Genomic DNA, 25018 nt, shown 5'->3' with positions numbered 1-25018 from the left:
CCTTTACGATACCTAATTAAGTAAAACAATTGACCCAATACAGGGCCAAGACACCAGTTTTATTCTAATAGTCAAGTTTCGGCTATTAGGTCATGCCCTTGGGAGCTAATCACCGTTGCTTTGATGATTTCACCAACGCGGTAGCGCTTGGATGGCTTGCTTGGCGCTAGAACCCGCACCAAGCCGTCAATTTCAGGGGCATCGCCAATGGTTCGACCTACTCCACCCGACTCATCAACCCGATCAATAATGACCTGAATCCGCTTACCTATTTTTTTTGCAAGTCGCTTGATTGAGATTTCCTCAGCTTTAGCCATGAAGCGAGCACGACGCTCCTCTCGTAACTCACACGGAACTGGATTATCCAAAGCATTGGCAGTTGCTCCATCTACTGGCGAGTAAGCAAAACAACCCGCGCGATCGATTTGAGCATCGTCAAGGAAGTTCAACAAATGTAAAAACTCACCTTCGGTTTCGCCAGGGAAGCCCGCAATAAAAGTACTGCGAATTACCAAGTCGGGACAAGCTGCTCGCCATGCTTGAATCCGTTCTAAATTCTTTTCGCCACTGGCGGGACGCTTCATCCGCTTAAGAACATCTGGATGCGAATGTTGCAAAGGAATATCTAGATAAGGAAGTACGCCAAAGCCGTGGTCAGCAAACTCAGCCATTAAAGGCAAAACATCATCGACATGTGGGTATGGGTAAACATAATGCAAGCGCACCCAAGCTTGATGCTCTCTTGCAATTTGGTTTAAAGCATTTACCAGGTCAAACATTCGTGTCTTGACAGGTTTGCCATCCCAAAAGCCAGTGCGATATTGGATATCAACACCATAAGCACTCGTATCTTGCGAAACCACTAGCAACTCTTTCACACCTGATTCAAATAATTTTTTCGCCTCTAGCAAGACTTCACCGATCGGACGCGAAACTAAATCCCCTCGCATGCTTGGAATAATGCAGAAAGTACAGCGGTGATTGCATCCCTCAGATATCTTTAAGTAGGCATAGTGTTTTGGTGTGAGCTTGACGCCAATCGGTGGCAGCAAATCAATAAAGGGATCATGCGGTTTTGGCAGGTGCAAATGAATAGCCTGCATCACCTCTTGGGTGGCATGCGGCCCAGTCACAGCAAGGACCTTAGGGTGAATGCTCTGAATCAGATCGCTGCCATCTGCGTTTTTTCGGGCACCTAAGCAACCCGTCACAATCACCTTGCCATTTTCAGCTAAGGCCTCACCAATCGCTGCGAGACTCTCCTCTACCGCGGAATCAATAAAGCCACAGGTGTTCACAACCACCAGATCGGCACCAGAATAATCTTTGGCAGTCTCATAACCTTCAGCGCTGAGTTGCGTGAGGATGAGTTCGGAATCAACCAGCGCCTTAGGGCATCCTAAGGAAACAAAACCAACTTTACCTGCCACAATTATTCTTTTTCAGTCTTATTGGCTTGCCCAGAAAACGGGAAGCTACTAAACATGCTCGGGGAATTTTGCATCTGCTCTTGCATTTTCACGAACAGATCTTTACTTTGCTCCATATAGTTACCCATGAGACCTTGCATCATTGGGTTTTGCAGATTCATCATCTTGGCCCAAGCCTCGGGTGTGCTACCTGCGCCCATGCCCTCAGTCTGATCGCCTAACTTATTGTGAATATCCACAAAAGATTGCATGGTCTTTTCAAGATAGCTACCCATTAAACCTTGCATGGAATTTCCATAGAAGCGGATGATTTGAGAAAGCATTTGAGTTGAAAAAACTGGAGCGCCACCAGCCTCTTCTTCCAGAATAATTTGTAGCAAAATATTGCGAGTTAGATCATCTTCAGTTTTTGCATCTACAACACTAAAAGCATCGCCAGCCATCACTAAATTTTTAATATCAGCCAGCGTCACATAGGCGCTGGTTTGGGTGTCATATAAACGACGATTGGGATACTTCTTGATTAAGCGGCTGTCGCCGGCTTTTTTAGAACGTGTGGCCATGTAGTTTTTTCCTAACTCTTGGTACTGCAATGCAACATCGGCATAGTTTATCTCTAGTTTGAGCTAAAGGTAAATATGCCGATGATGAGACCACTAAAACTCTATTTTTATAAGATTTAGCCCGTGTGCAGGCCGCCATTTAAGGAGAAGTCAGCCCCGGTAGCGTAGCCACCATCAACAGAAGCAATCCAGCAGCAGATCGAGGCGATCTCCTCGGGGGTACCCAAGCGCTTTACTGGAACACCGGCAACAATCTTTTCAAGGACATCTTCGCGAATGGCTTTGACCATATCGGTGCCGATATAACCGGGGGAAACCGTATTCACAGTTACGCCTTTAGAGGCGAGCTCTTGTGACAAAGCCATCGTAAATCCGTGCAAGCCCGCTTTTGCCGTTGAGTAGTTAGACTGACCGAACTGACCCTTTTGACCATTAACAGAGGAGATGTTGATAATGCGACCCCAGCCGTTATCAGCCATGCCATCCACCACTTGTTTGGTGACGTTGAATAAAGAATTGAGATTGGTATCAATCACTGCTTTCCACTGATCTGGAGTCATTTTGCGAAATACGCTGTCTTTAGTGATACCGGCGTTATTTACCAAAACATCGACCCGTCCCACTTCAGCCTTCACCTTATCAAAGGCAATCACCGTACTATCCCAGTCAGAAACATTACCTTCAGAGGCGATAAAGTCGTAACCCAAAGCTTTTTGCTCACCAATCCAGCGATCTTTGCGCGGAGAATTCGGGCCGCAGCCAGCGATGACCTTAAAGCCATCTTTAGCAAGACGCTGACAAATAGCGGTACCAATGCCACCCATACCTCCAGTTACGTATGCAATCTTTTGAGTCATGTATTTCCCCTTATAAAAATATTATTGAGCAGTTGTGGATATTTTTTCTTTCACGTACTTACCAGGCGCTGCTTCTAGTTTTTTGTAGCGCGCATTACCAAACGCTTTACTAGCTTCCACTCTCTTGCCACCAAACTCTTCTAACCATTTAGCGTAGTTAGGCCACCAACTACCTTTAATATCCTTTGCCGCAGCCAACCACTCATCTGCAGTCTTGGCTAATTTATTGTTTTCAAAATAATGGCGCTTATTTTTTGCTGGTGGATTAATCACGCCAGCAATATGTCCAGAAGCACCCAAAACAAAACGGCTCTTACCCTTCAAGATATGCGTAGACTCATAAGCAGATTTCCAAGGCACGATGTGATCATCATGCGATGCGTAGATATAGGCTGGAACAGTAATTTTGCCGAGATCCACTTTTTCTCCGCAAACGGTGAGCTTGCCGGGTTTGATTAATTCATTTTGTAAGTAGGTATAGCGCAGGTACCAACAGTACATTGGGCCAGGCAGATTGGTCGAATCGCCATTCCAATAGAGCAAATCAAATGGCGGCGGCGAATTACCTTTTAAATAATTCTCCACAACATAATTCCAGACTAGGTCATTCGGGCGCAAGAAGGAAAAGGTATTGCCCAAGTCTAAGCCAGACATCATGCCGAATTGACCGCCTTCGCCACCAATAGTACCCTCACGCAACTTCACCATGCCTTCATCGATGAACACATCCAGGATGCCGCTATCGCTAAAATCCAGCAGAGTAGTTAGCAAGGTTAAGCTAGCAACGTAATTCTTTTTCCGTGCCGCTAGTACTGCCAAAGCGGTAGAAGTTAACGTTCCGCCGACACAAAAACCGAGAACGTTAATTAGATCAGTACCGCCAATATCTTTGACGACTTCAATCGCCTTAATGACGCCATCACCTACATAGTCATCCCAAGTAATTTTGGACATTGAAGCATCTGGATTTTTCCAGGAAACCAAGAAAACAGTGTGACCTTGCTCAACCATGTAACGCACAACTGAGTTATCGGGTTGTAAGTCTAAAATGTAGTACTTGTTAATGCAAGGCGGCACCATTAAGTATGGGCGTTCAAACACCGTTTCGGTTAGCGGCGTGTACTGAATTAATTCAAACAGATCATTACGAAATACCACTTGACCTTCAGTTGTTGCAATATTTTTTCCGACTTCAAAAGCGCTTTCATCCGTCTGAGAAACTTTCCCTTTTTTGAGATCACCAAGCAAATTCACAATGCCGTTTTGAATGGATTGGCCTTGTGAGCTGATTATGTTTTCAAGAACCTCGGGATTGGTTGCAATAAAGTTGGATGGTGACAATGCATCAATCATTTGCTCGGTAGTGAACAAAATCTTGATCTTCGTTTTTTCATCCGCATCTACTGCTTTAGCAAGGGCAATTAAATGTTTTGAATTCAGCAAATAGGTTGCCGCAATCATTTTGCTCCATGAGGAGTGCCAGGCTTTGCCAGAGAAACGGCGATCCTTTACTTCAACGGCTTCAGGATTGGTTGCAAGATGAGAGAACTCAGTAAAATATTCTTTTTGAATTTCCGCTAAGCGTTCTGGGGGAATTAACGCCATATGGTGTGGGGCCAACGATGGCGCTACACCTGTATTCATGCCTGCAAACATAATGATCTCGTAAAGTTATTAAGATCATTCTCCATCTATCAGGCTAGAAGGGTTATACGCAATAACCCTAGCCCCAAAGCTGGGCTAGTAATAACCCCAAGATTAAGCGCTTTCTGCAATCCAAATAAGAGAGGCAAAGCGACCCGTGGCCTTATCCCGGCGGTATGAAAAGAAGCGCTCTGGGTCACTAACGGTGCAAAACTCACCGCCAGTAATTTGTTCTATACCTAGAGAACGTAAGCGATCTCTTGCCAGTAAATATAGATCAGCCAAACACTTTCCAGGGATGCCGATTATTGGAATAAAGGCCTTGGATAGGATGTCTTTGCCCTGCTGAGCAAAGGCTTGCAAAACATCTTCACCCACTTCAAATGCGCTCGTCCCAATCGCTGGACCCAGCCACGCACTGATATCACTTGTCGTCAGGCCTGGAGAAAGGGCAATCATTTCATTGATCGTGTTTTCCAGAACGCCACTGCTCAAACCGCGCCAACCTGCATGAGCCGCCCCAATCACATCACCACTCCTGCTGGCAAACAATGCTGGCATGCAATCGGCAGCCAGAATGGCCAGCACCTCATTTGGGATGTTGGTGACTGCAGCATCTGCCTCAAATGGCCCATTGCCCAAAGCATTCCTCGAGGCTGGGGTACTTACCGTGACGCCATGAATCTGTTTGAGCCAAAGCGGCTCAGCGGGTAACTCTGACCTGACGATGCTCCGGTTTTGGAGAACATCCGCCAAATTGTCACCCGCATTAAGCCCAAGGTTAAGACTATTGAATGGTGGCTTACTAATGCCGCCTTGCCTGGTAGTGCAAAAAGCCTGAATTCGCTGTGACACAGTCCAGCTTGGTTCAATCCTATTGAGCGCGTTGATCATTTTTAATTGAGGCTAATAGAGCCTCTTCTCTTGGCAAGTCGGCTTCAGTCATTCCCACTAAAGGCAATAAATCAATCAAATCCTGGGGAGGCAATCTAAACCAGGTCATGACTTCTTGAGTTACTGGGTGCTGCAGACTTAAGGCGTAAGCATGTAGAGCTTGGCGACTAAATGGTAATGATTTAGCCACTCCAGGGGTCCTCTTGCGATAGACCGGATCACCCAAAAGAGGGAAACCCAAAGACTCCAAATGAACCCGAATTTGATGGGTGCGGCCAGTCTCTAAGCGGCACTCCAGTAAAGCAACTGAACTTTCTGTAAAGCTCCCTTTAGCCAAGCGCCGAAATAAGGTAGCGGCAGGTTTACCTTGAGCAGAACCCGCGGACATTTTGAGCCGATCGCGCTGATCTCGACCAACAGTCGCCAGCACCTTACCCTGAGAAGGGGCATCACCCCAGACCCATGATAGATAACGTCTCCCGACTGTCCGCTCTTGAAGCTGTCTTACCAAGGAGGTTTGGGCAATATCGGTTCTGGCAACTACCATGAGTCCAGAGGTATCTTTATCTAGTCGATGAACAATGCCCGCTCTTGGAAGCTGCTTGAGCTCCGGAAAACGATATAGCAAGGCATTTAACAGGGTTCCCGTCCAATTACCAGCGGCAGGATGAACCACGAGTCCAGCAGGTTTATTGACCACAATAATGGAGTCATCTTCATAAACGACATCTAGGGGGATGTTTTCAGGAGAAAAAGCGAACTGTTCAGGCATTTCTTGAGGAAACACCTTAATACTTTCGCTCCCACGAAGTAAATGACGGACTTTGGTGACTTTTCCATCGACCGTTACCGCCCCAGCCTCAACCCAGGATTTAAGGCGATTGCGGGAATAATCAGGCAAAGCGCCGCCAAGAAACTTATCCAAACGCTCTCCGCTGACCTCGGGAGGAACTTCTAGGGCTATGAAATCCTCATCATCGATATAATCAATGGGATTCGAATCTGGAGTATGCGGCAATGCCACGCTTAAAGAGCCTTTTAGTTATGTCGGACGTTATTACAGACGCCAGTTTAAGGCTTGCGACCACCCTTGGGACATCTTCCAGAAAATCCCTCATTTCTCTCATTGTCGGCGCTAGCGTTGCTTGCCTTGTCCTGAGTGGATGTGCAGGCAGTGATGGCCAAAAAGATGACACGGATATTTGGTCAGAAACAAAACTGTATTCCGAAGCCAATGAGAAACTGAAAGATGCGGACTATGCAAAGTGCGGCAAGTATTTTGAAAAGCTAGAAGGTCGGTTCCCATTTGGACCTTATTCTCAACAGGCACAAATTAATGCTGCCTTTTGCTATTGGAAAGCACAAGAGCAAGCCCAAGCCCTAGTTGCGATCGATCGATTTATTAAGCTGCATCAAGGTAGTCCCAACTTAGATTACGGCTATTACCTCAAAGGCTTAATCAGCTTTAATGATGATTTAGGTTGGCTCGGTAAATTTACAGGGCAAGATTTGAGTGAGCGAGACCCGAAGGCGGCTAAAGAAGCTTTTGAATCTTTCAAAGTTGTTGTTGAACGTTTTCCTGATAGTAAATATGCTCCCGACTCTTTAGATCGGATGCGCTATATTGTGAATTCATTAGCAGAGGCAGATGTCATTGTGGCCCGCTTCTACTATCAACGCGGCGCCTACTTAGCATCAGCTAATAGAGCTCAGCTCGTGATTCGAGATTATGATCGCGCACCAGCGGTTGAGGAAGCGCTCTACCTGTTGACGAAGTCTTATGAAAAGCTGGGCATGACTGATCTGAGTAACGATGCAGCTCGTGTCTTTAAGCTCAATTTCCCCGACAGTCAAATGTTGATAACTGGTCAACGAGTTCAAAAAGAACGTCGCTGGTGGCAGATCTGGAATAAGTAAGAGCTAATAAGAATTAATAAACATCAATAACGCCGGTGACTTCACTCAGTAAGAACCGGCACTCTCTGCGCTAATGCGCAAATCAATTCATAGCCGATGGTGCCACTCATTTGAGCCACATCATCTACCGGTACTTCATTACCCCATAGCTCCACTACACTGCCAATCTTGGCATTAGGTGCCTCGCGCAGATCAATCGTCAACATGTCCATAGAGACTCTCCCAACAATCGGGCAAATGACGCCATCGCCCTGAGCATCGGCAGCCTCAACCCAAACTGGCGTGCCATCTTCCGCATGACGTGGATATCCATCGGCATAGCCACCAGCGATCACACCAACGCGCATATCTTCTGGAGCCTCATAGCGACTACCGTAACCCACATGATCACCTTTCTTGAGGTTTTGGATATCGATGATTTCACTGCGCAAACTCATCACCGCTTGAAATTCAGAGCGGATGATGTCGGCATGCACCCCAGTTGGCGAAACGCCATAAAGCAAAATACCCGGACGCACCCAGTCCCCCAATGCGTTGCGATGCCAAAGGATCGCAGCTGAATTCGCCAAGGAAGATGGCGCCTCAAGACCTTCGGTAGTTTTGTTGAAACACTCCATTTGCTCTCCGACCGTTGGCGAATGATCAACCTGGTCCGCATTAGCAAAGTGCGTCATGTGATGCAGATGGTATCCGGCAGCATGCAAGCGATGAAAAGCCGTGCGATATTCTTCTGGCCTAAAACCAAGGCGATTCATGCCAGAATTCAGTTTTAGAAAGACGTTTATTGGGCGGCCCGAATGATTTTGGACGCTTTCTAGCCATAGGACCTGCTTCTCACTATGAACCACTAAGTCACATTGAAGCTTAATTACTAGCTCTAGCTCTCTCTGACTAAAAAGACCCTCTAAAAGGAGAATGCGACCCCCCCAACCATGATCTCTTAGCCATTGAGCATCAGCAATATCCAGCAAGGCAAAGCCATCGGTAGATTCCAGCCCCTTAAATGCGGCTTCTAGGCTATGGCCATAGGCTTTAGCCTTCACAACAGACCAAATCTTAGATTCTGGGGCAAGCTCCCGAATACGGCCTAAATTATGTCGAAAGGCAGCAGTGTGTATAGTTGCCACAATAGGCCTACTAATAAAGCGGTTAGCCGACTGACTCAATACACCCTCCTTTCATGTTTTAATTAATTAATGACTAGATTGTACGAATGAACCGTAGTTTTTACATCATTATGGCGGCGCAATTTTTTTCGTCGCTTGCAGATAACGCCTTGCTGATAGCAGCAATCGCCCTCTTGGTCCAGCTTAATGCTCCGGCCTGGATGACTCCTTTACTCAAATTATTCTTTGTCCTCTCCTATGTATTGCTGGCAGCCTTTGTGGGAGCCTTTGCTGATTCACGCCCTAAGGGCAATGTCATGTTCATCACCAATACGATTAAGTTTATCGGTTGCGTAGTCATGCTGTTCGGAAGCCATCCTTTACTGGCCTATGCGATTGTGGGCTTGGGAGCTGCTGCCTATTCACCTGCTAAATACGGCATTCTCACAGAGCTTCTCCCTCCTGAAAAGCTGGTAGCTGCCAACGGCTGGATTGAGGGGCTTACTGTAGGCTCCATCATCATGGGTACCGTTCTTGGCGGCGTCCTGATTAGCAAGTCTGTATCTGAAAGCCTCCTAGGATTTGATATACCAGTCCTAGAAACTGGCATTGATACTGCGGCAGAGTCCGCCATCATGATCATCATGATGATTTATGTGCTGGCAGCCCTGATTAATTTACGCATCCCCGACACTGGGGCCCGCTATGAGTCCCAAAAGACCAATCCAATCGAGTTGGTAAAAGATTTTGCTGTCTGCTTTAAGACGCTTTGGGATGATCGTCTTGGTCAGATCTCATTGGCAGTCACCACTCTGTTTTGGGGTGCTGGTGCCACTTTACAATTTATTGTGATTAAGTGGGCTCAGGTTGCCCTTCATATGACCCTATCCCAAGGCGCCATTCTTCAAGCAATATCCGCATTTGGAGTTGCCGGAGGAGCTATGTATGCTGCCTGGCGTATCCCTCTCAGAAGCTCACTAAAGGTACTCCCATATGGTATTGCCATGGGATTAGTCGTTTGCGTCATGGCTATCTATAACTCAGACATGCTGCCTAATATTACCGTCTTGACTGTCGGGGAGTTTGAGCTTTCGCTCAAATTGCTGCCAGCATACTTCTTATTGATTTTGGTGGGCTGGTTAGCGGGCTATTTTGTAGTGCCCATGAATGCCCTTCTGCAACATCGTGGGCACGTACTGATGTCAGCCGGCCACTCCATTGCAGTTCAAAACTTTAATGAAAATATTTCTGTTTTGATGATGCTGCTAATCTACTCCGGATTGATTTGGTTGGATGCGCCAATTCAGGCGGTCATTATTGGCTTTGGCGTAGTGGTAAGCGTGATCATGTGGCTGGTCATTAAACGTCATGCTGCCAATCAAGCCGAATACGACTCCATGCATTTAATTGGTGAGCACAAGCACTAAGCACAAGGCTTAGATATTTTGTAATACTGACTTAGCAAGTAGTAGATCTTGCCAAAATAGAGCCTTATCCTTTGGCCTTGAAAGTAATTGATTCAATTCAAAAGTAGCTATCAGCGGCAGATCCTCTGCACCATCAGCATTAATTGCTAAAACAGTTTCGCGAAGTTCTGGCAGCGCATCGCGTTCACCAGATAATTTTTGAGCAGCAGCGCCACCGAATGCCAAGGCAACTATGGGTGTTCCATCTTGCGGCAACAACTCGGGATTTAATTTGTCCGCAGGATTTTTCCAAGACCACTCTTGTGGGGTTAAACCAAGAACCCGAATGGCATTCTGAAAAAGAACTTCGGCATCACCCTGAGGTTTATTGCCAAAAAACCACCATATTCCTAAAGAGTGACGTTCATATGTTTCTGTGGCAGCCTGATCATTACTTACCTCGGCAGCAAGTATCGCTTGATTAGGCTCTGGAGCAGCATCGCGCGATGTCCACTCAGTGATACCCATTTCTTTGAGAAAGGTGGAGTTGGTGCTCATATTCATGCCTCAAGCTTAATCGATTTAGCCAAAACTAGTGCGTCTTCACGTACACCATAAACAGAATCAACTGGGTAATAATTTTTGCGCAAACCAATTTGCTCATACCCAAGGCTTTGATAGAGTTGCAGGGCTGATTCGTTGCTGGGGCGAACCTCCAGAATGATGCGGGGCATATTTTGTTGGGCAGCTACACCCTCAATTGCATTCATCATTTTTACGCCGATACCTAAGCGACGTAATTTTGGAGAAACCGTAATGTTCAGAAGGTGCAATTCATCTACAGCAGGAAACAAGATGCAATAGGCCCAAAGAATATCTGGATCTAAATAGCTGCCTTTTACCTCATCTGCTAATTGGGGTCTGACACAATAAGCCCAATGACCCGCAGCCAATGAGTCTGAGAAATTACCCTTAGTCCATGGGTGAATGTGTGAAACCGCTTCAATAGCCAGAACCGAATCCAAATCTGCCGCAGTCATAGGCAAAAATGAAAGCTCAGAAACACCTTCAGTATTCGATTGCTCGGAGTTAAGGCTATCAGCCATGTTGTTGACTCCGCTCCGCAGAGGTCAGCGCTACCTTATTACGAATGTATAGGGGCTCCAAGAGGTGAACATCTTGTTGTAGGCCCTTGCTCCACATATCTTGGGCGCAAGCTAAAACGCCTAAGGCATTCACTCCGATAGTTGAATCGAGATGCGTACTAGGAAATGAACTGGGAGCGCTAGCAAAGAGGCGATCCCCAAACTCCATGATTGCACTACCCGCTAAAAAATCAATCTGCGCAAGCTCGACTCTCTCTGGAGCAGTCAGATGAATATCACCCTGACGTTCAAGCAATAGATTGGCTCCAGCTCGATAGCTAGCCCAGTAAACCTCACCCATGCGAGCATCAACAGCAATGACACAAGACTGCGCCCCAGATGCGATAAATGAAGGGGTTTGAGCCAGTTGACTGGCGATGGCGTCCAAACTGGCAATGGGAAGCACTGGCAAGCGAGCAGCTGTTGCCAAACCCTGAACAGCAGCAACGCCAAGGCGAACACCTGTGAAAGCCCCAGGACCGATTCCTATGGCAATGGCATCCAGGTCGGTAAGTTCGATCGAAGCTTCAGATAGCAACTCTTGAACCCAAGGCAATAAAAGTTGGCTAGCCCCAGCCGACACCTTTTGGTGGCGAACTACGGGGGGAGCATTAGCTAAAGATAAAGCCACCGAACACCAGGCTGAGGAGGTATCGATGGCCAATATATGGGTCAATTGGAACTCTCTTGATCTTATGAACTCAAGCTTGCAATGATATCTAGTGGTGCCTGAACTAGTTCAATCAATACGCCCTCACCGCACAGAGGAAACTCCTCATTTCCTTTGGGGTGAACAAATGTAATGTCATAACCAGCGGCGCCCATACGTATCCCGCCAGGAGCAAAGCGAAGACCTTGGGCAGATAACCATTCGACAGCCTTTGGAAGGTCATCAACCCATAAGCCAACGTGATTGAGGGGGGTTTGATGAACAGCGGGCTTCTTTTCAATATCGAATGGCTGCATCAAATCCACTTCAATCTCATGGGGCCCCTTACCGATTGCACAAATATCTTCATCAACGTTTTCACGTTCGGACACAAAAGTGCTTTTGTACTCAAAACCTAATAAGTCAATCCAAAGCTTACGAAGACGATCCTTATCTTCGCCGCCGATGGCAATCTGCTGAATCCCCAATATCTTGAATGGTTTAGTCATGATTGCCTTAGTCAAAACGAATGATCATCTGATCAACTGCTAAGCTTTCACCAACATTGGCACAGATTTCAGCAACGACACCATCTTGAGCAGCAACAAGCGTGTTTTCCATCTTCATCGCTTCAATGGCAGCTAATTTTTGACCGGCTGTAACAGTCTCGCCAACTTTGACAGAAACATTTGTCAATAGACCTGGCATAGGCGACATTACTAACTTAGAAGTATCTGGCGGAATCTTGACCAACATACGGCGCTGAAGCTCGGCACCGAGGGGGCTAAGCACCATGCACTCAAAATGGGCGCCATCTAAAACAAGAGCGTATTTCACACCCTTACGCTCAACCTGCGCAGTAATTTTTTGCGTGCCATTGATGGTAGCGTGTAAACAAATTTCACCTGGACGCCATTTGCTAACGATGTTGTAAGCAGTAATATCACCTCCATCTTCAATGTAGACAGAGTAAAGGCCATCTTTAAGTTCAACCCGGATAGGGATTTCTTTGATGTCTTCGCTTGAGCCTACCCTCGATCCAGTAACAACGACAAACCTCTTCGCAATGGTCATTTCATGACCAGCTAGCTGGCCATCAATCATTTTGATGTGCTCAAGATAGCGATATCGCATGAATGCCGCTAGAGCTGCTAAACGTTTAGGATCGGCTGGTTGCACTGAATCCTTTTTGAAGCCATCTGGATACTCTTCAGCAATAAAGCCAGTCGTAAAGTCTCCCGATACAAACCGGGGGTGCTGCAATAAAGCGGCTTGAAAAGGAATATTTGAGTGGATGCCACGAATGACAAAGTCATTGAGCGCAGAGCGCATCTTTACTATTGCTTCAGTACGATCCTTGCCATGCACGATCAGTTTGGCAATCATGGAGTCGTAATACATCGGAATCTCGCCACCCTCATAGACGCCAGTATCAACACGCACGCCATCTTGCTCTGCTGGCGGACGGTATTTAACTAAGCGGCCAGTCGATGGCAAGAAGTTACGAAATGGATCGTCTGCATTAATACGGCACTCCATCGACCAACCATACAGTTTGATGTCTTCCTGCTTAAATGCCAGCTTTTCGCCAGCAGCTACACGAATCATCTGCTCAACCAAATCGAGACCAGTAATACCTTCAGTTACTGGGTGCTCCACTTGCAGGCGGGTATTCATCTCGAGGAAGTAGAAGGACTTGTCTTTGCCTACTACGAACTCTACGGTACCAGCAGATTGATAGTTGACAGCCTTTGCTAAAGCAACGGCTTGCTCACCCATAGCCTTGCGTGTTGCAGGATCAATAAAGGGAGACGGAGCCTCTTCAATGACCTTTTGATGACGGCGCTGAATCGAGCAATCTCGCTCACCAAGATACACAATATTGCCATGCGCATCACCCAGCACCTGAATCTCAATATGACGAGGGCCTTCAACAAATTTTTCAATGAAGACACGATCATCACCGAAGCTATTGAGAGCTTCAGTACGGCAGGCTGTAAATCCTTCGAAAGTCTCTTTATCATTAAAGGCTACCCGCAGGCCTTTACCACCACCTCCTGCTGATGCCTTAATCATGACGGGATAGCCAATACCTTGGGCAATCTTGACAGCATCTTCCGCTTTTTCAATTGCCTCGTTAAATCCAGGGATCGTATTAACCTTAGCTTCTAAGGCAAGCTTTTTGGAAGCAATCTTGTCGCCCATTGCTGCGATAGATTGATGTTTAGGACCGATAAAAACAATGCCCTCTTCCTCACAACGACGTGCAAATTGCTCATTCTCAGATAAGAAACCGTATCCAGGATGGACTGCTTCGGCGCCAGTATCCTTGCAGGCCTGAATGATGCGATCCATTACAAGATAGGATTCACGTGACGGTGCAGGCCCAATATAAACTGCTTCATCAGCCATCTGCACATGGCGAGCCTCTTTGTCAGCTTCAGAGTAGACGGCAACGGTCTTAATGCCCATCTTTTTGGCGGTTTTCATCACACGGCAAGCTATCTCGCCGCGGTTAGCAATCAGAATTTTCTTAAACATTTTTGTAGTCATGATTTTTCCAGCGCCTTAAAGGGGGATGTTGCCGTGTTTGCGCGGTGGATTTGTAAGCTCTTTGTCCTTGAGCATTGCCAAAGAGCGTGAGATACGCTTACGTGTTTCGTGAGGCAAGATCACGTCATCAATATACCCACGACGACCAGCTACAAAGGGATTAGCAAACTTGGCCTTGTACTCAGCTTCCCGAGCCGCAATTTTTGCCGGATCAGACTTTTCTTCGCGGAAGATAATTTCAACAGCTCCTTTTGGGCCCATGACTGCAATTTCAGCTGAGGGCCAAGCGAAGTTCACATCGCCACGCAAGTGCTTAGAAGCCATCACATCATAGGCACCACCGTATGCCTTGCGAGTAATCAGCGTGACCTTAGGAACGGTGCAATCCGCATAGGCGTAGAGCAGTTTTGCGCCATGCTTGATGATGCCGCCATATTCTTGAGATGTGCCCGGCATAAAACCTGGGACATCAACTAAAGTGACTACTGGAATATTGAAGGCATCGCAAAAGCGAACGAAACGTGCAGCTTTGATAGATGCCTTAATATCTAAGCAGCCAGCTAAAACTAAGGGCTGATTAGCGACGATACCAATTGAGCGACCTTCCATACGCGCAAAACCAATCAAGATGTTTTTAGCGTAATCAGGCTGGAGCTCAAAGAACTCACCATCATCAACAATTTTCCTGACCAATTCTTTCATATCGTAAGGCTGGTTTGGATTGCTCGGCACTAATGTATCAAGTGAGAAGTCAGGCTCTTCAGTACGCTGTGCCCCATTGATCATGGGCGGCTTTTCACGATTCGATAATGGGAGATAGTTAAAGAAACGACGGAGCATCATGATGGCATCAACGTCATTATCAAAAGCGAGGTCGCAAACCCCTGAAATAGTTGAATGCGTTATTGCACCGCCGAGCTCTTCAGCAGTCACATCCTCATGCGTTACCGTCTTCACGACTTCAGGGCCAGTAACAAACATATAAGAACTATCCTTCACCATAAAGATGAAGTCTGTGAGTGCGGGCGAGTAAACAGCGCCACCCGCTGATGGGCCCATGATCAAAGAGATTTGTGGAATCACACCCGAAGCGGTGACATTACGTTGGAAAATTTCAGCATAGCCGCCTAGAGAAGCAACGCCCTCTTGAATACGCGCACCACCAGAATCATTCAAGCCAATAACAGGCGCACCCACCTTAAGTGCCTGATCCATGATCTTACAAATCTTCTCCGCATGAGCCTCAGAAAGCGAGCCCCCCAATACGGTAAAGTCCTGTGAAAATACAAAAACCAAGCGGCCATTAATCATGCCATAGCCAGTAACAACACCATCACCAGGAACAGTCTGATCAGCCATACCAAAGTCATGGCAACGATGCTCAACAAACATATCCCACTCTTCAAAGGTACCAGCATCCAGCAAGAGTTCAATACGCTCGCGTGCAGTTAACTTACCTTTGGAGTGTTGAGCAGCTATACGTTTTTGTCCACCACCTAATCTGGCGAGCTCACGCTTTGCTTCTAGCTGTTGAATGATTTCCTTCATGACTACTCCTTAGAAAAATTCGTGGCCCATTGCCTCGAGTAAACGTCTGGCAGCAACCGAGGCGGCCATCGTTCCTTGATTAACCTCGGCGCTCAGGCTGGGCAAAAGTGCTTGTACTGCTGGATGGTTCTGAAAAGCATTCTTGAGTCCCGCATCAATCCGATCCCACATCCAAGCCCCCGCTTGTTGCTTACGGCGCGATGCTAATTGACCATTCGCATTTTGTAGTTTCTGAAAATGCAGAATTTTTTCCCACAGCTCAGGAATGCCATCACCCTCAAGGGCACTCAAACACATGACGGTCGGATGCCAAAACTCCAAATCATGTGAGGCGTGATCAGGATTGCCTTGGAAGCCCAATAGTCGCAAAGAGCTGGTGATAAATAATTGCGCGCGCATAGCGGCATCAGGATCGATATCCACCTTATTGATCACAATCAGATCAGCAATTTCCATCACGCCTTTTTTAATTGCTTGCAGATCATCACCTGCATTAGGAAGCTGCATTAAGAGAAACATATCCGTCATACCAGCAACGGCAATTTCACTTTGACCTACGCCTACAGTTTCAATAATCACAATATCAAATCCTGCGGCTTCGGCAACTAACATCGCCTCCCGAGTTTTCTCAGCTACGCCACCTAATGTGAGCGATGAAGGACTCGGACGAATAAAGGCGTTATCTAAAACGGATAATCTCTCCATGCGAGTCTTATCACCTAAAATCGAGCCGCCCGATAAGCTCGAGGAAGGGTCAATAGCTAGAACAGCAACGCGATGGCCTTTTGCAATTAAATCCAAGCCTAGCGTTTCGATGAGAGTAGATTTACCAACGCCTGGTACACCTGAGATCCCTAAACGAAATGACTTACCCGTCTTGGGTAATAAAGTATTGAGAACCTCATCCGCACGCTGACGGTGATCCATGCGGGTAGATTCAAGCAAAGTAATGATCTTGGCCAATGCACGGCGCTGCGCCGCTGAGGGCGCACCGGTGAGGTCATTCACTAAGGCTTGGTCTACTACATTGAGCATGCTGATTTTCTTTTTTATCTAAAGTTAAGCGGGCTTTGCAGATTTGCGAATCTGCTCGAGTACATCCTTAGCAGATGCTGGAATCGGAGTACCTGGGCCATATATACCCTTAACTCCAGCCTCATATAAGAACTCATAATCTTGTCGTGGAATGACTCCGCCTACGAAGACAATAATGTCGTCGGCACCCTGCTTTTTCAATTCAGCAATGATGGCAGGAACTAAAGTCTTATGACCCGCCGCCAAAGTGGAAACCCCTAAAGCATGGACATCATTCTCAATGGCTTGACGCGCGCACTCTTCAGGCGTTTGGAACAAAGGTCCAATATCTACGTCAAAACCTAAATCAGCAAAGGCGGTCGCAACCACTTTAGCGCCACGATCATGGCCATCCTGACCAAGCTTGGCAATCATCACACGCGGGCGACGGCCAAAGTCTTTTGCGAAATCAGCGATCTCGACTTTCAATTTATCCCAACCTTCGGCTGAGTCATAAGCAGCTGCATACACACCGGTCACCTTTTGAGTATCGGCGCGATGGCGCCCGTAAACTTTTTCTAATGCATCAGAAACTTCGCCAACCGTAGCGCGCAAACGGATCGCTTGCACAGCCAACTCCAATAGGTTGCCAGTGTTTTCTTCTGCGGCTTTAGTCAATGCTTCTAATGACGCTTCTACTTTCTTGGTGTCACGTTTTGCTTTGATATCTTTTAAGCGAGCAACTTGGCTTTCTCGAACCTTATCGTTGTCAATCATCAAAACATCAACCAAGTCTTCTTTTCCAAGCTTGTACTTATTGACGCCCACAATCACATCAGAGCCTGAATCAATCTTCGCTTGTTTCTCAGCAGCCGCAGCTTCAATCTTGAGCTTTGCCCAACCACTCTCTACTGCCTTGGTCATACCGCCCATGGCATCGACCTCTTGAACAATCTCCCAGGCTTTATCAGCCATCTCTTGAGTAAGACTTTCCATCATGTAAGAGCCGGCCCATGGATCGATCACACTGGTGATGTGAGTTTCTTCTTGCAGAATTAATTGAGTGTTGCGGGCTATACGACTAGAGAACTCAGACGGCAAGGCAATCGCCTCGTCAAAGGAATTGGTATGCAACGATTGTGTGCCACCAAATACAGCGGCCATGGCTTCAACTGTGGTGCGAACAATGTTGTTATAGGGGTCTTGCTCAGTCAAAGACCAGCCAGATGTTTGGCAGTGGGTGCGTAACATCAAGGACTTTGGATTCTTTGGTTCGAAGGACTTCATGATGCGCCACCAGAGAAGACGTGCAGCACGTAACTTGGCAACCTCTAAGTAAAAGTTCATGCCGATAGCAAAGAAGAAGGAGAGTCGGCCAGCAAAGCCATCTACATCCAAGCCTTTTGCCAAAGCAGTTTTGACATACTCTTTACCGTCAGCCAATGTGAATGCCAATTCGAGAACTTGGTTTGCACCCGCCTCTTGCATGTGATAACCCGAAATCGAGATCGAATTAAATTTCGGCATGTGTTTGGCGGTGTATTCAATAATGTCGCCGATGATGCGGATCGAAGGTTCTGGTGGATAGATGTAGGTATTGCGCACCATAAACTCTTTCAGAATGTCATTCTGAATCGTGCCTGACAGTAACTCTTGCTTCACGCCCTGCTCTTCACCAGCAACGATGTAACCTGCCAACACCGGTAGTACTGCTCCGTTCATCGTCATTGAAACGGATACCTTGTCTAGCGGAATCCCATCGAACAAGATTTTCATATCTTCTACTGAATCAATGGCCACACCTGCCTTACCAACGTCACCCGTCACGCGCGGATGATCTGAGTCGTAACCACGATGAGTCGCCAAGTCAAAAGCGACGGAAACACCTTGACCGCCTGCATCTAACGCCTTGCGATAAAACGCATTGGACTCTTCTGCAGTTGAGAAACCAGCGTACTGGCGAATCGTCCAAGGACGCACTGCATACATGGTTGCCTGTGGTCCACGTACGAAAGGCTCAAATCCTGGCAAAGAATGTGTGTACTGAAGACCCTCGGTATCTTTGGCCGTATACAAGGCTTTTAGATGAATACCGTCTGGCGTTTGCCAACCCAACTTATCAACATCGCCATTAGGCGCTGATTTTTGGGCTGATTTTTTCCAAGCATCTAAATCGCAATCTGGCACATTGGGCCAAGTATTAGATGAACTCGGTGCAGACTTTTTATCACTTGTACTCACAAAGCACTCCCGGTTGGCTTTTTACATCATCACTAATTCTGTAGGGCTATTTTGCTTGACTTTTCCGAATTTGTCTAGATACTGTATACATAATTATGAATACAAAACTTATAAATAGGCCTTTATATGAGGATGTTGCGGAGCGCTTACGAGAGCAAATCTTCTCCCATGAATTAGCCCCAGGAAGCTGGCTAGATGAACAAAGCTTGGCTGCTGCCTTCGGAATTAGCCGCACGCCTATGCGTGAAGCCATCAAGGTGCTTGCTTCCGAAGGGCTTGTAACAAGCAAAATGAATAAAGGCTCTTATGTCACTGAGGTTGATAGGCGTGATTTGGAGCAAATTTTTACCGTTCTATCCCTGCTAGAGGGTCAGGCAGCCAAAGAAACAGCTATAAATGCTACTGAAGCCCAGCTAACCCAATTGGATGATTTACATCACCGCCTCGAAAAAGCTGCTGCAGATCGAGATATCGGGCAGTTTTTTGAATTTAATGTCAAATTTCATGAATTAATCCAAGAAATTGCAGGAAATAAGTGGATGAATGGCGTTATTGATGACCTGCGTAAGGTTCTCAAGCTCCAAAGACGTGATTCTTTAAGTAGAGGGGGCCGCCTTTTAAGTTCCCTGCTTGAGCATCGGGAAATTCTTCAGGCCATTCTCAAAAGAGATCCTGTAGCAGCAGAGCTGGCTATGCGCAATCACCTCGCTAGAGGGCTTGAGGCTACTAAATAATAGATACGCTACAAATGCTATAAAGAACAAAGGCTTAGGTGATTAACCTAAGCCTTTTAGAGTGGATCTAGTTAATTAAGAAAATTACTTCTTAACAACAAAGTTTCCTGGCAATTTAGCGATATAGGCAGCCATGTCGAGAAGATCTGCATCGCTGTAAGGCTTAGCCTGAGAAGACATTACTGCATTGTTACGACCAAACTGCGGATTAGATCCGCCAACTTGGTAAGCGCGCAAAGCGTAGTAAAGGTAATCAGCATGCTGGCCAGCTAACTTTGGATAAGCGGGCAAGATAGGTGCATTAAGCCCGGCACCATGACAGGAGGCGCAGTTGCCCTTCTCTACAAGAGCCTGACCTTTTTCGGCGCTAGCTGCTTGAGCCAAGCCAATGCTGGATAACAAAATGGCGGTAGTTAGTGCGAATTTCATAAACGTGCCTCTAAATATCACTTCAATGGGTTATTAGGTGAGCTGGCAGTTTGCGCAGCATAGTATTCGCCGAGGTCAGCCATGTCTTGATCAGACAAGCTACCTGCGATCGAACGCATCGTTGGATGCTTTCTTTCACCTTTTTTGTAGGCCGCCAAGGAGCTGGCAATGTAAGCAGCATTTTGACCGCCAATCATGGGGACTTTGTATACCAAAGGATAGTCAGCGCGGTATTCAGGGATGGCATGGCAGCCAATGCAGAGCCAAACCTTGCCTTGTCCAGCTTGGGCGGAACCTTTGACGTCTTGAGCTTGAGCTGAAAATCCAGCAAAGGCCAAAGCAGCGCAGAGGGTCAATTGGGAAAGAATGAGGTGTTTTTTCATAGAAATCTGTAGTAACGAGTTTGATTCAAATCAATTTGGAAAGAGTATAGCGGAGACGAGCCAAGATCCCCTGTTTTCACCCCTTGAAATGAGTAAAAACACAGAAAGTAGCGACCCTTTTACATATACTTGACGGCTATTCACAGACAAATTAATTGCCCTCACCATGACTAAGATCCAATCCCGCTTCGACGGTTCGCAAAGCTATGTAGCTACAGATGACTTGAAATTAGCCGTCAATGCGGCGATACAGCTTCAGCGCCCTCTTTTAATTAAAGGGGAACCGGGAACAGGTAAAACCATGCTGGCCGAGGAAGTGGCTGCAGCCCTGAACATGCCACTAATGCAATGGCACATTAAATCGACCACCAAGGCTCAACAAGGCCTTTATGAATACGATGCCGTCAGCCGATTAAGAGACTCCCAACTGGGCGATGAAAAGGTCAATGACATTCGCAATTACATTGTGAAAGGTGTTCTTTGGCAAGCATTTGAAGCAGATGAGTCTGTTGTTCTATTGATTGATGAGATTGATAAGGCCGATATTGAGTTTCCAAACGACCTCTTGCGAGAAATCGACCGTATGGAGTTCTATGTATACGAGACGCGTGAGTTGATCAAAGCGAAGCACCGCCCTCTTGTCATCATCACTTCAAATAATGAAAAAGAATTGCCAGACGCATTTTTGCGTCGTTGCTTCTTTCACTACATCTCTTTTCCAGATGCAGGAACAATGCAGAGCATTGTGGATGTCCACCACCCCAACATCAAGCAAGAATTATTAGAGGCAGCGCTCCAATCTTTTTATCAAATCCGCGCTTTACCGGGCTTAAAAAAGAAACCTTCCACTTCTGAGCTCATCGATTGGTTAAAGCTATTGCTTGCAGAAGATATTCCTGCCGAGGCCCTGTATAGCGGTGATGACAAAATTACCATTCCTCCACTGCATGGAGCGCTTCTTAAAAATGAACAAGACATACATCTCTTTGAGCGTTTGGTGATGATGAACCGCAATCACCGCTAATCTAACAAGTCAATTCTTTAAATAGCTGAATCATGTTGATTCAATTCTTTCTCAATCTCAAAGAGGCCAAGGTGCCTGTTTCCGTACGGGAATTTTTAACGCTGCTAGAAGCGCTAAAGGAAGATGTTATTGAACCGTCGATTGATGAGTTTTATCAACTAGCCCGGATGACCCTAGTCAAGGATGAGCAACACTTTGATCGCTTTGATCAAGTGTTTGGATCCTACTTTAATGGTGTGGAGCAAATCATCGCCTTAGCTCCCGATATTCCTTTGGACTGGCTTGAGAAAAAATTACAACGCGTATTAACTGAAGAAGAAAAAGCGGCACTCAAAAAATTGGGTGGGCCTGAAGCCCTACAAAAGCGCCTTCAAGAACTTTTGAAAGAGCAAAAGGAATGGCATGGCGGTGGCAATAAATGGATTGGTGCAGGGGGCTCATCACCCTTCGGGCATAGCGGCTTCCACCCAGAAGGCATTCGTATTGGTGGTGAGAGCGCAGGCAATCGTACGGCCATCAAAGTCTGGGAGGCCCGAGAATTTAAAGACTACGACAGCGATCTCAGTTTAGGAACACGCAATATCAAAATGGCTTTGCGTCGCTTACGTCGCTTTGCCAGAGAAGGCTCAAATCTAGAGTTAGATCTCGATAAAACAATTCACTCTACTGCTGCAAACGCAGGGATGCTCGACATTCAAATGCGTCCAGAGCGTCACAACCAGGTCAAAGTCCTGTTACTGATGGATGTGGGCGGTTCGATGGATGATCATATTGCGCGCATATCTGAATTATTTACCGCCGTCAAAACAGAATTCAAACACTTAGAGTATTACTACTTTCATAACTGCGTATATGAAAATCTCTGGCAAAGCAATCGCCGCAGGCGCGATCAAGTCACAGCAACTCAAGACATCATCAATAAGTATGGCCCCGACTACAAGCTTATTTTCATTGGCGATGCCACCATGTCTCCTTATGAGATTCTTAACCCCAACGGATCAGTTGAATATAACAACCGAGAAGCTGGTGCGGCGTGGATTAATCGCCTCATTGAGCACTTCCCTCACTTTGCCTGGCTCAATCCTGAGCCAGAATCAGTTTGGCAATATCGACAATCCATCGACATCATGAAAGGTCTTATGAAAGACCGGATGTATCCTGTGACCTTAAATGGTCTCGAGAACGCCATGCGTCAACTATCAAAGTAATCCAGTAAGATTTAAATCAACCGTCTTTATTTTTCTTTGCTTTACTTTTTTTCGACTGAAACCCCATGACAAACCACATTAGTGATCGCCTGAAAACTCTTGGTATTGACTTACCTCCAGCTGGACCGCCTGCTGCCGCCTATGTTATGGCTGCAACGACTGGCAATACTGTTTTTCTATCGGGTCATATTGCTAAGCGAGATGGCAAGCCCTGGGTTGGTAAGTTGGGTCTTGATATGGATACTGAGACCGGTAAATCTGCGGCCAAATCCATTGCAATTGATCTCATTGCCACACTACAAAATCACTTAGGCTCACTGGATAAAGTAAAGCGCATAGTCAAAGTGATGGGTCTAGTGAACTCGACCTCTGAATTTACAGAACAACACTTAGTAGTGAACGGTTGCTCAGAACTACTCTTTGAAGTATTCGGTGATGCAGGAAAACATGCCCGTAGCGCATTTGGTGTAGCGCAAATCCCTCTGGGTGCTTGTGTTGAAATCGAACTGATTGCAGAGATTTAAAAAAGAAATAGATTTAATTGGTGTCTTTGGATGTCTTCCGGTGTGTCGACATCCATCACAAATGCCTGATTACTGGTGGGCATAGCTCTTACCTTGTCCGGATGGGCATCCATGAAGGATCGACAAACCATGCCTGGCTTGGCCAATACATCCGAAACTGCTTTATAAGAAAACAACACAGGATTGCCCCGCTTACCATCCACTAATGGCAGAATAATTTCCTGCTCACCTTCTCGCTTAGCGTATTCATCAAGCAATTCTTGAATTTCTTTTGCACCCACTTCGGGCTGATCGGATAGTGCTACTAGCAAGACATCAAAGTCAGCTCGCAGTGATTCAAGACCCAAGCGAACAGAGGATGGCTGACCCTCCTCTGGTGAAGCATTTCTAATGATCTTCATCGGATGAGTCAAAGAGGTATTCATCTTTTCGATCTCAGACTCAATCAACTGAGCATGAAAGCCAGTGACCACAAGGCATTCGACGGGACTAAATCCTTGAATTGCACGTGAAAAACGCCCTAAAAGAGTCTTCCCGTCACGATGAAGTAAAGCTTTTGGATGGGTACCTAGCCGACTACCCTCACCCGCTGCCAATAAGAGCACGGCTATACGTAATTGTGAATCTTGGGCTGATGGGCTAGAACTTGTCATTAGAGAGATAATAATTAGATTGCTAGCAATAAATAATAAATACAAAAAATTAAACGTAAGAAATTAAAGACAGTAAATGAATAGTACCGATTTAAGTGTATTGAAGGCTGCGGTAGATTGGCTCAAATCGGGCCATCCGGTTGCCATTGCCACGGTTGTTCAAACTTGGGGTTCAGCCCCAAGACCTATTGGCTCTTGGTTGGCTATTCGAGGTGACGGGCAAGTCACCGGCTCAGTTTCCGGTGGATGTGTCGAGGATGACCTGATTCGCCGAGTACAAACTGAAATCCTGACCAGAGATCTACCAGAAATGGTGGTCTATGGCGTTAGCCAACAAGAGGCTGCCCGCTTTGGCTTGCCTTGTGGTGGAACGCTTCGATTGCTTGTAGAGCCAAAACCAGAGTTAGCTATTTTGGAAGCCATTCTAGAGTCCATCAGCAATCATCAAATTACTTCACGCACAGTAGATCTTGCTACCGGTAAATCTACGCTCGAAGTTGGCAATCGTAATGAGGCATTCATCTGCGATGAGTACTTAATGAAAACTACTTATGGCCCTCGCTGGCGCATGGTGATCATTGGAGCCGGACAGCTGTCACTGTATACCGCTGACTTTGCTCTCGCCTCGGACTTTGAAGTGATCGTCATTGACCCGCGCGAAGAATATGCAGAAGGCATCAATCGTGATCAGATTCAGTTTATTAAGGGCATGCCAGATGACGTGCTGCTAGAAATTGGGGTTGACTCCCATACTGCGGTGGTTGCCTTAACGCATGACCCCAAGCTTGATGACATGGCTTTGATGGAGGCATTGAAGTCCTCTGCTTTTTATGTGGGAGCGCTGGGCAGCAGAATCAATACTCAGAAACGTAAAGACCGCTTGCTAGAATTTGATGTGACACAGGAGCAGGTTGAACGTCTTCACGGACCCGTTGGTCTATTTATTGGCGCTTTGACTCCACCAGAGATCGCCGTATCGATCTTAGCGGAAGTCATTGCCGTCAAGTACGGCGTCCCAATACCTCAGAAGGTCTAGCTCAAATTAAAAAACCCGATCAACTCCTGACCGGGTTTTTTAATTCAGTAAAGCTAGATT

At 46.5% G+C, this 25018-nt stretch carries 25 protein-coding genes; 7 read left to right on the top strand and 18 right to left on the bottom strand.

Features of this window, described 5'->3' with window-relative positions:
* Positions 1-71 precede the first annotated feature (71 nt).
* From rimO to FD977_RS05330, 6 genes are all read right to left on the bottom strand, one after another.
* On the bottom strand, positions 72-1430 hold the full coding sequence (gene rimO, locus FD977_RS05355) for a 30S ribosomal protein S12 methylthiotransferase RimO (RefSeq protein ID WP_215306962.1): 1359 nt from the start codon (positions 1428-1430) through the stop codon (positions 72-74).
* A 2-nt stretch (positions 1431-1432) separates the two neighbouring features.
* Positions 1433-1993 (bottom strand): polyhydroxyalkanoate synthesis repressor PhaR, encoded by a 561-nt coding sequence (gene phaR / locus FD977_RS05350; protein ID WP_215306960.1) that lies wholly within the window; start codon positions 1991-1993, stop codon positions 1433-1435.
* 116 nt (positions 1994-2109) lie between these two features.
* Entirely contained in the window at positions 2110-2850 is a 741-nt protein-coding gene (locus FD977_RS05345; protein ID WP_215306958.1) for a 3-ketoacyl-ACP reductase, read from the bottom strand.
* A 21-nt stretch (positions 2851-2871) separates the two neighbouring features.
* Positions 2872-4506, bottom strand: coding sequence for a class I poly(R)-hydroxyalkanoic acid synthase (gene phaC / locus FD977_RS05340; RefSeq protein ID WP_215306956.1), 1635 nt, complete (start codon positions 4504-4506; stop codon positions 2872-2874).
* Positions 4507-4608: 102 nt separating this feature from the next.
* Positions 4609-5388, bottom strand: a complete 780-nt coding sequence (gene pgeF / locus FD977_RS05335; protein WP_215306954.1) for a peptidoglycan editing factor PgeF — start codon at positions 5386-5388, stop codon at positions 4609-4611.
* Entirely contained in the window at positions 5369-6412 is a 1044-nt protein-coding gene (locus tag FD977_RS05330; protein WP_215306952.1) for an RluA family pseudouridine synthase, read from the bottom strand. The genes pgeF and FD977_RS05330 overlap by 20 nt, the downstream gene beginning before the upstream one ends.
* A 20-nt stretch (positions 6413-6432) precedes the next feature.
* Here FD977_RS05330 and FD977_RS05325 point away from each other — a divergent pair, with 20 nt between their 5' ends.
* Positions 6433-7305, top strand: a complete 873-nt coding sequence (locus FD977_RS05325) for an outer membrane protein assembly factor BamD (RefSeq protein WP_215306950.1) — start codon at positions 6433-6435, stop codon at positions 7303-7305.
* A 41-nt stretch (positions 7306-7346) separates the two neighbouring features.
* On the opposite strand, the gene alr is transcribed toward FD977_RS05325, so the two are convergent.
* A complete protein-coding gene (gene alr, locus FD977_RS05320) occupies positions 7347-8447 on the bottom strand; it encodes an alanine racemase (protein WP_215307061.1) in 1101 nt (366 codons plus the stop codon).
* A 71-nt stretch (positions 8448-8518) separates the two neighbouring features.
* On the opposite strand from alr, the gene lplT reads away from it, so the two are divergent.
* Positions 8519-9838, top strand: a complete 1320-nt coding sequence (gene lplT, locus FD977_RS05315) for a lysophospholipid transporter LplT (protein WP_215306948.1) — start codon at positions 8519-8521, stop codon at positions 9836-9838.
* A 9-nt stretch (positions 9839-9847) separates the two neighbouring features.
* Here lplT and FD977_RS05310 read toward each other — a convergent pair whose 3' ends face one another.
* The 8 genes from FD977_RS05310 to scpA are packed head-to-tail and all read right to left on the bottom strand — an operon-like array spanning position 9848 to position 18913.
* Positions 9848-10375 carry a hypothetical protein gene (locus FD977_RS05310; RefSeq protein WP_215306946.1) on the bottom strand — a complete coding sequence of 176 codons (528 nt, stop codon included), beginning with the start codon at positions 10373-10375 and terminating at the stop codon, positions 9848-9850.
* Between the two features lie 2 nt (positions 10376-10377).
* Entirely contained in the window at positions 10378-10923 is a 546-nt protein-coding gene (rimI, locus tag FD977_RS05305; protein ID WP_215306945.1) for a ribosomal protein S18-alanine N-acetyltransferase, read from the bottom strand.
* A complete protein-coding gene (gene tsaB, locus FD977_RS05300) occupies positions 10916-11638 on the bottom strand; it encodes a tRNA (adenosine(37)-N6)-threonylcarbamoyltransferase complex dimerization subunit type 1 TsaB (protein WP_251369555.1) in 723 nt (240 codons plus the stop codon). The genes rimI and tsaB overlap by 8 nt, the downstream gene beginning before the upstream one ends.
* A gap of 17 nt (positions 11639-11655) precedes the next feature.
* The gene (locus FD977_RS05295) at positions 11656-12120 is read right to left on the bottom strand and encodes a VOC family protein (protein ID WP_215306943.1); all 465 of its coding nucleotides are present in this window, start codon (positions 12118-12120) and stop codon (positions 11656-11658) included.
* Positions 12121-12127: 7 nt separating this feature from the next.
* Positions 12128-14152, bottom strand: coding sequence for an acetyl-CoA carboxylase biotin carboxylase subunit (gene accC / locus FD977_RS05290; RefSeq protein ID WP_215307059.1), 2025 nt, complete (start codon positions 14150-14152; stop codon positions 12128-12130).
* A 27-nt stretch (positions 14153-14179) separates the two neighbouring features.
* Positions 14180-15712 (bottom strand): acyl-CoA carboxylase subunit beta, encoded by a 1533-nt coding sequence (locus FD977_RS05285; RefSeq protein WP_215306941.1) that lies wholly within the window; start codon positions 15710-15712, stop codon positions 14180-14182.
* A 9-nt stretch (positions 15713-15721) separates the two neighbouring features.
* Complete coding sequence (meaB, locus tag FD977_RS05280) at positions 15722-16747, bottom strand: methylmalonyl Co-A mutase-associated GTPase MeaB (protein ID WP_215306939.1); 1026 nt, start codon at positions 16745-16747, stop codon at positions 15722-15724.
* Positions 16748-16771: 24 nt separating this feature from the next.
* The gene (gene scpA, locus FD977_RS05275) at positions 16772-18913 is read right to left on the bottom strand and encodes a methylmalonyl-CoA mutase (RefSeq protein WP_215307058.1); all 2142 of its coding nucleotides are present in this window, start codon (positions 18911-18913) and stop codon (positions 16772-16774) included.
* A gap of 149 nt (positions 18914-19062) precedes the next feature.
* Here scpA and FD977_RS05270 point away from each other — a divergent pair, with 149 nt between their 5' ends.
* Positions 19063-19701, top strand: coding sequence for a GntR family transcriptional regulator (locus FD977_RS05270; protein ID WP_215306938.1), 639 nt, complete (start codon positions 19063-19065; stop codon positions 19699-19701).
* Between the two features lie 84 nt (positions 19702-19785).
* Here FD977_RS05270 and FD977_RS05265 read toward each other — a convergent pair whose 3' ends face one another.
* Together FD977_RS05265 and FD977_RS05260 are read right to left on the bottom strand one after the other, a co-directional pair.
* Complete coding sequence (locus FD977_RS05265; RefSeq protein ID WP_215306936.1) at positions 19786-20130, bottom strand: cytochrome c; 345 nt, start codon at positions 20128-20130, stop codon at positions 19786-19788.
* A gap of 17 nt (positions 20131-20147) precedes the next feature.
* Positions 20148-20513, bottom strand: a complete 366-nt coding sequence (locus tag FD977_RS05260) for a cytochrome c (protein WP_215306935.1) — start codon at positions 20511-20513, stop codon at positions 20148-20150.
* 166 nt (positions 20514-20679) lie between these two features.
* Here FD977_RS05260 and FD977_RS05255 point away from each other — a divergent pair, with 166 nt between their 5' ends.
* The 3 genes from FD977_RS05255 (at position 20680) to FD977_RS05245 (ending at position 23269) form a co-directional block, all read left to right on the top strand.
* Positions 20680-21537 carry a MoxR family ATPase gene (locus FD977_RS05255; RefSeq protein WP_215306934.1) on the top strand — a complete coding sequence of 286 codons (858 nt, stop codon included), beginning with the start codon at positions 20680-20682 and terminating at the stop codon, positions 21535-21537.
* Positions 21538-21569: 32 nt separating this feature from the next.
* Positions 21570-22745: a VWA domain-containing protein gene (locus tag FD977_RS05250; RefSeq protein ID WP_215306932.1), complete on the top strand. Its 1176-nt coding sequence runs from the start codon at positions 21570-21572 to the stop codon at positions 22743-22745.
* 65 nt (positions 22746-22810) lie between these two features.
* Positions 22811-23269, top strand: a complete 459-nt coding sequence (locus tag FD977_RS05245) for a RidA family protein (RefSeq protein WP_215306930.1) — start codon at positions 22811-22813, stop codon at positions 23267-23269.
* Here the strand turns inward: FD977_RS05245 and FD977_RS05240 are convergent.
* Positions 23266-23922 carry an NTP transferase domain-containing protein gene (locus FD977_RS05240; RefSeq protein ID WP_215306928.1) on the bottom strand — a complete coding sequence of 219 codons (657 nt, stop codon included), beginning with the start codon at positions 23920-23922 and terminating at the stop codon, positions 23266-23268. The genes FD977_RS05245 and FD977_RS05240 overlap by 4 nt on opposite strands.
* A 76-nt stretch (positions 23923-23998) precedes the next feature.
* Here FD977_RS05240 and FD977_RS05235 point away from each other — a divergent pair, with 76 nt between their 5' ends.
* Positions 23999-24958: an XdhC family protein gene (locus FD977_RS05235; protein WP_215306927.1), complete on the top strand. Its 960-nt coding sequence runs from the start codon at positions 23999-24001 to the stop codon at positions 24956-24958.
* The last annotated feature ends 60 nt before the right edge of the window (positions 24959-25018 follow it).

It is taken from the genome of Polynucleobacter sp. AP-Elch-400A-B2 (assembly GCF_018688355.1).
Lineage (GTDB): Bacteria > Pseudomonadota > Gammaproteobacteria > Burkholderiales > Burkholderiaceae > Polynucleobacter.
The sequence above is the reverse complement of the archived record's forward strand: the minus strand, read 5'-3'. Positions and strand labels throughout refer to the sequence as shown.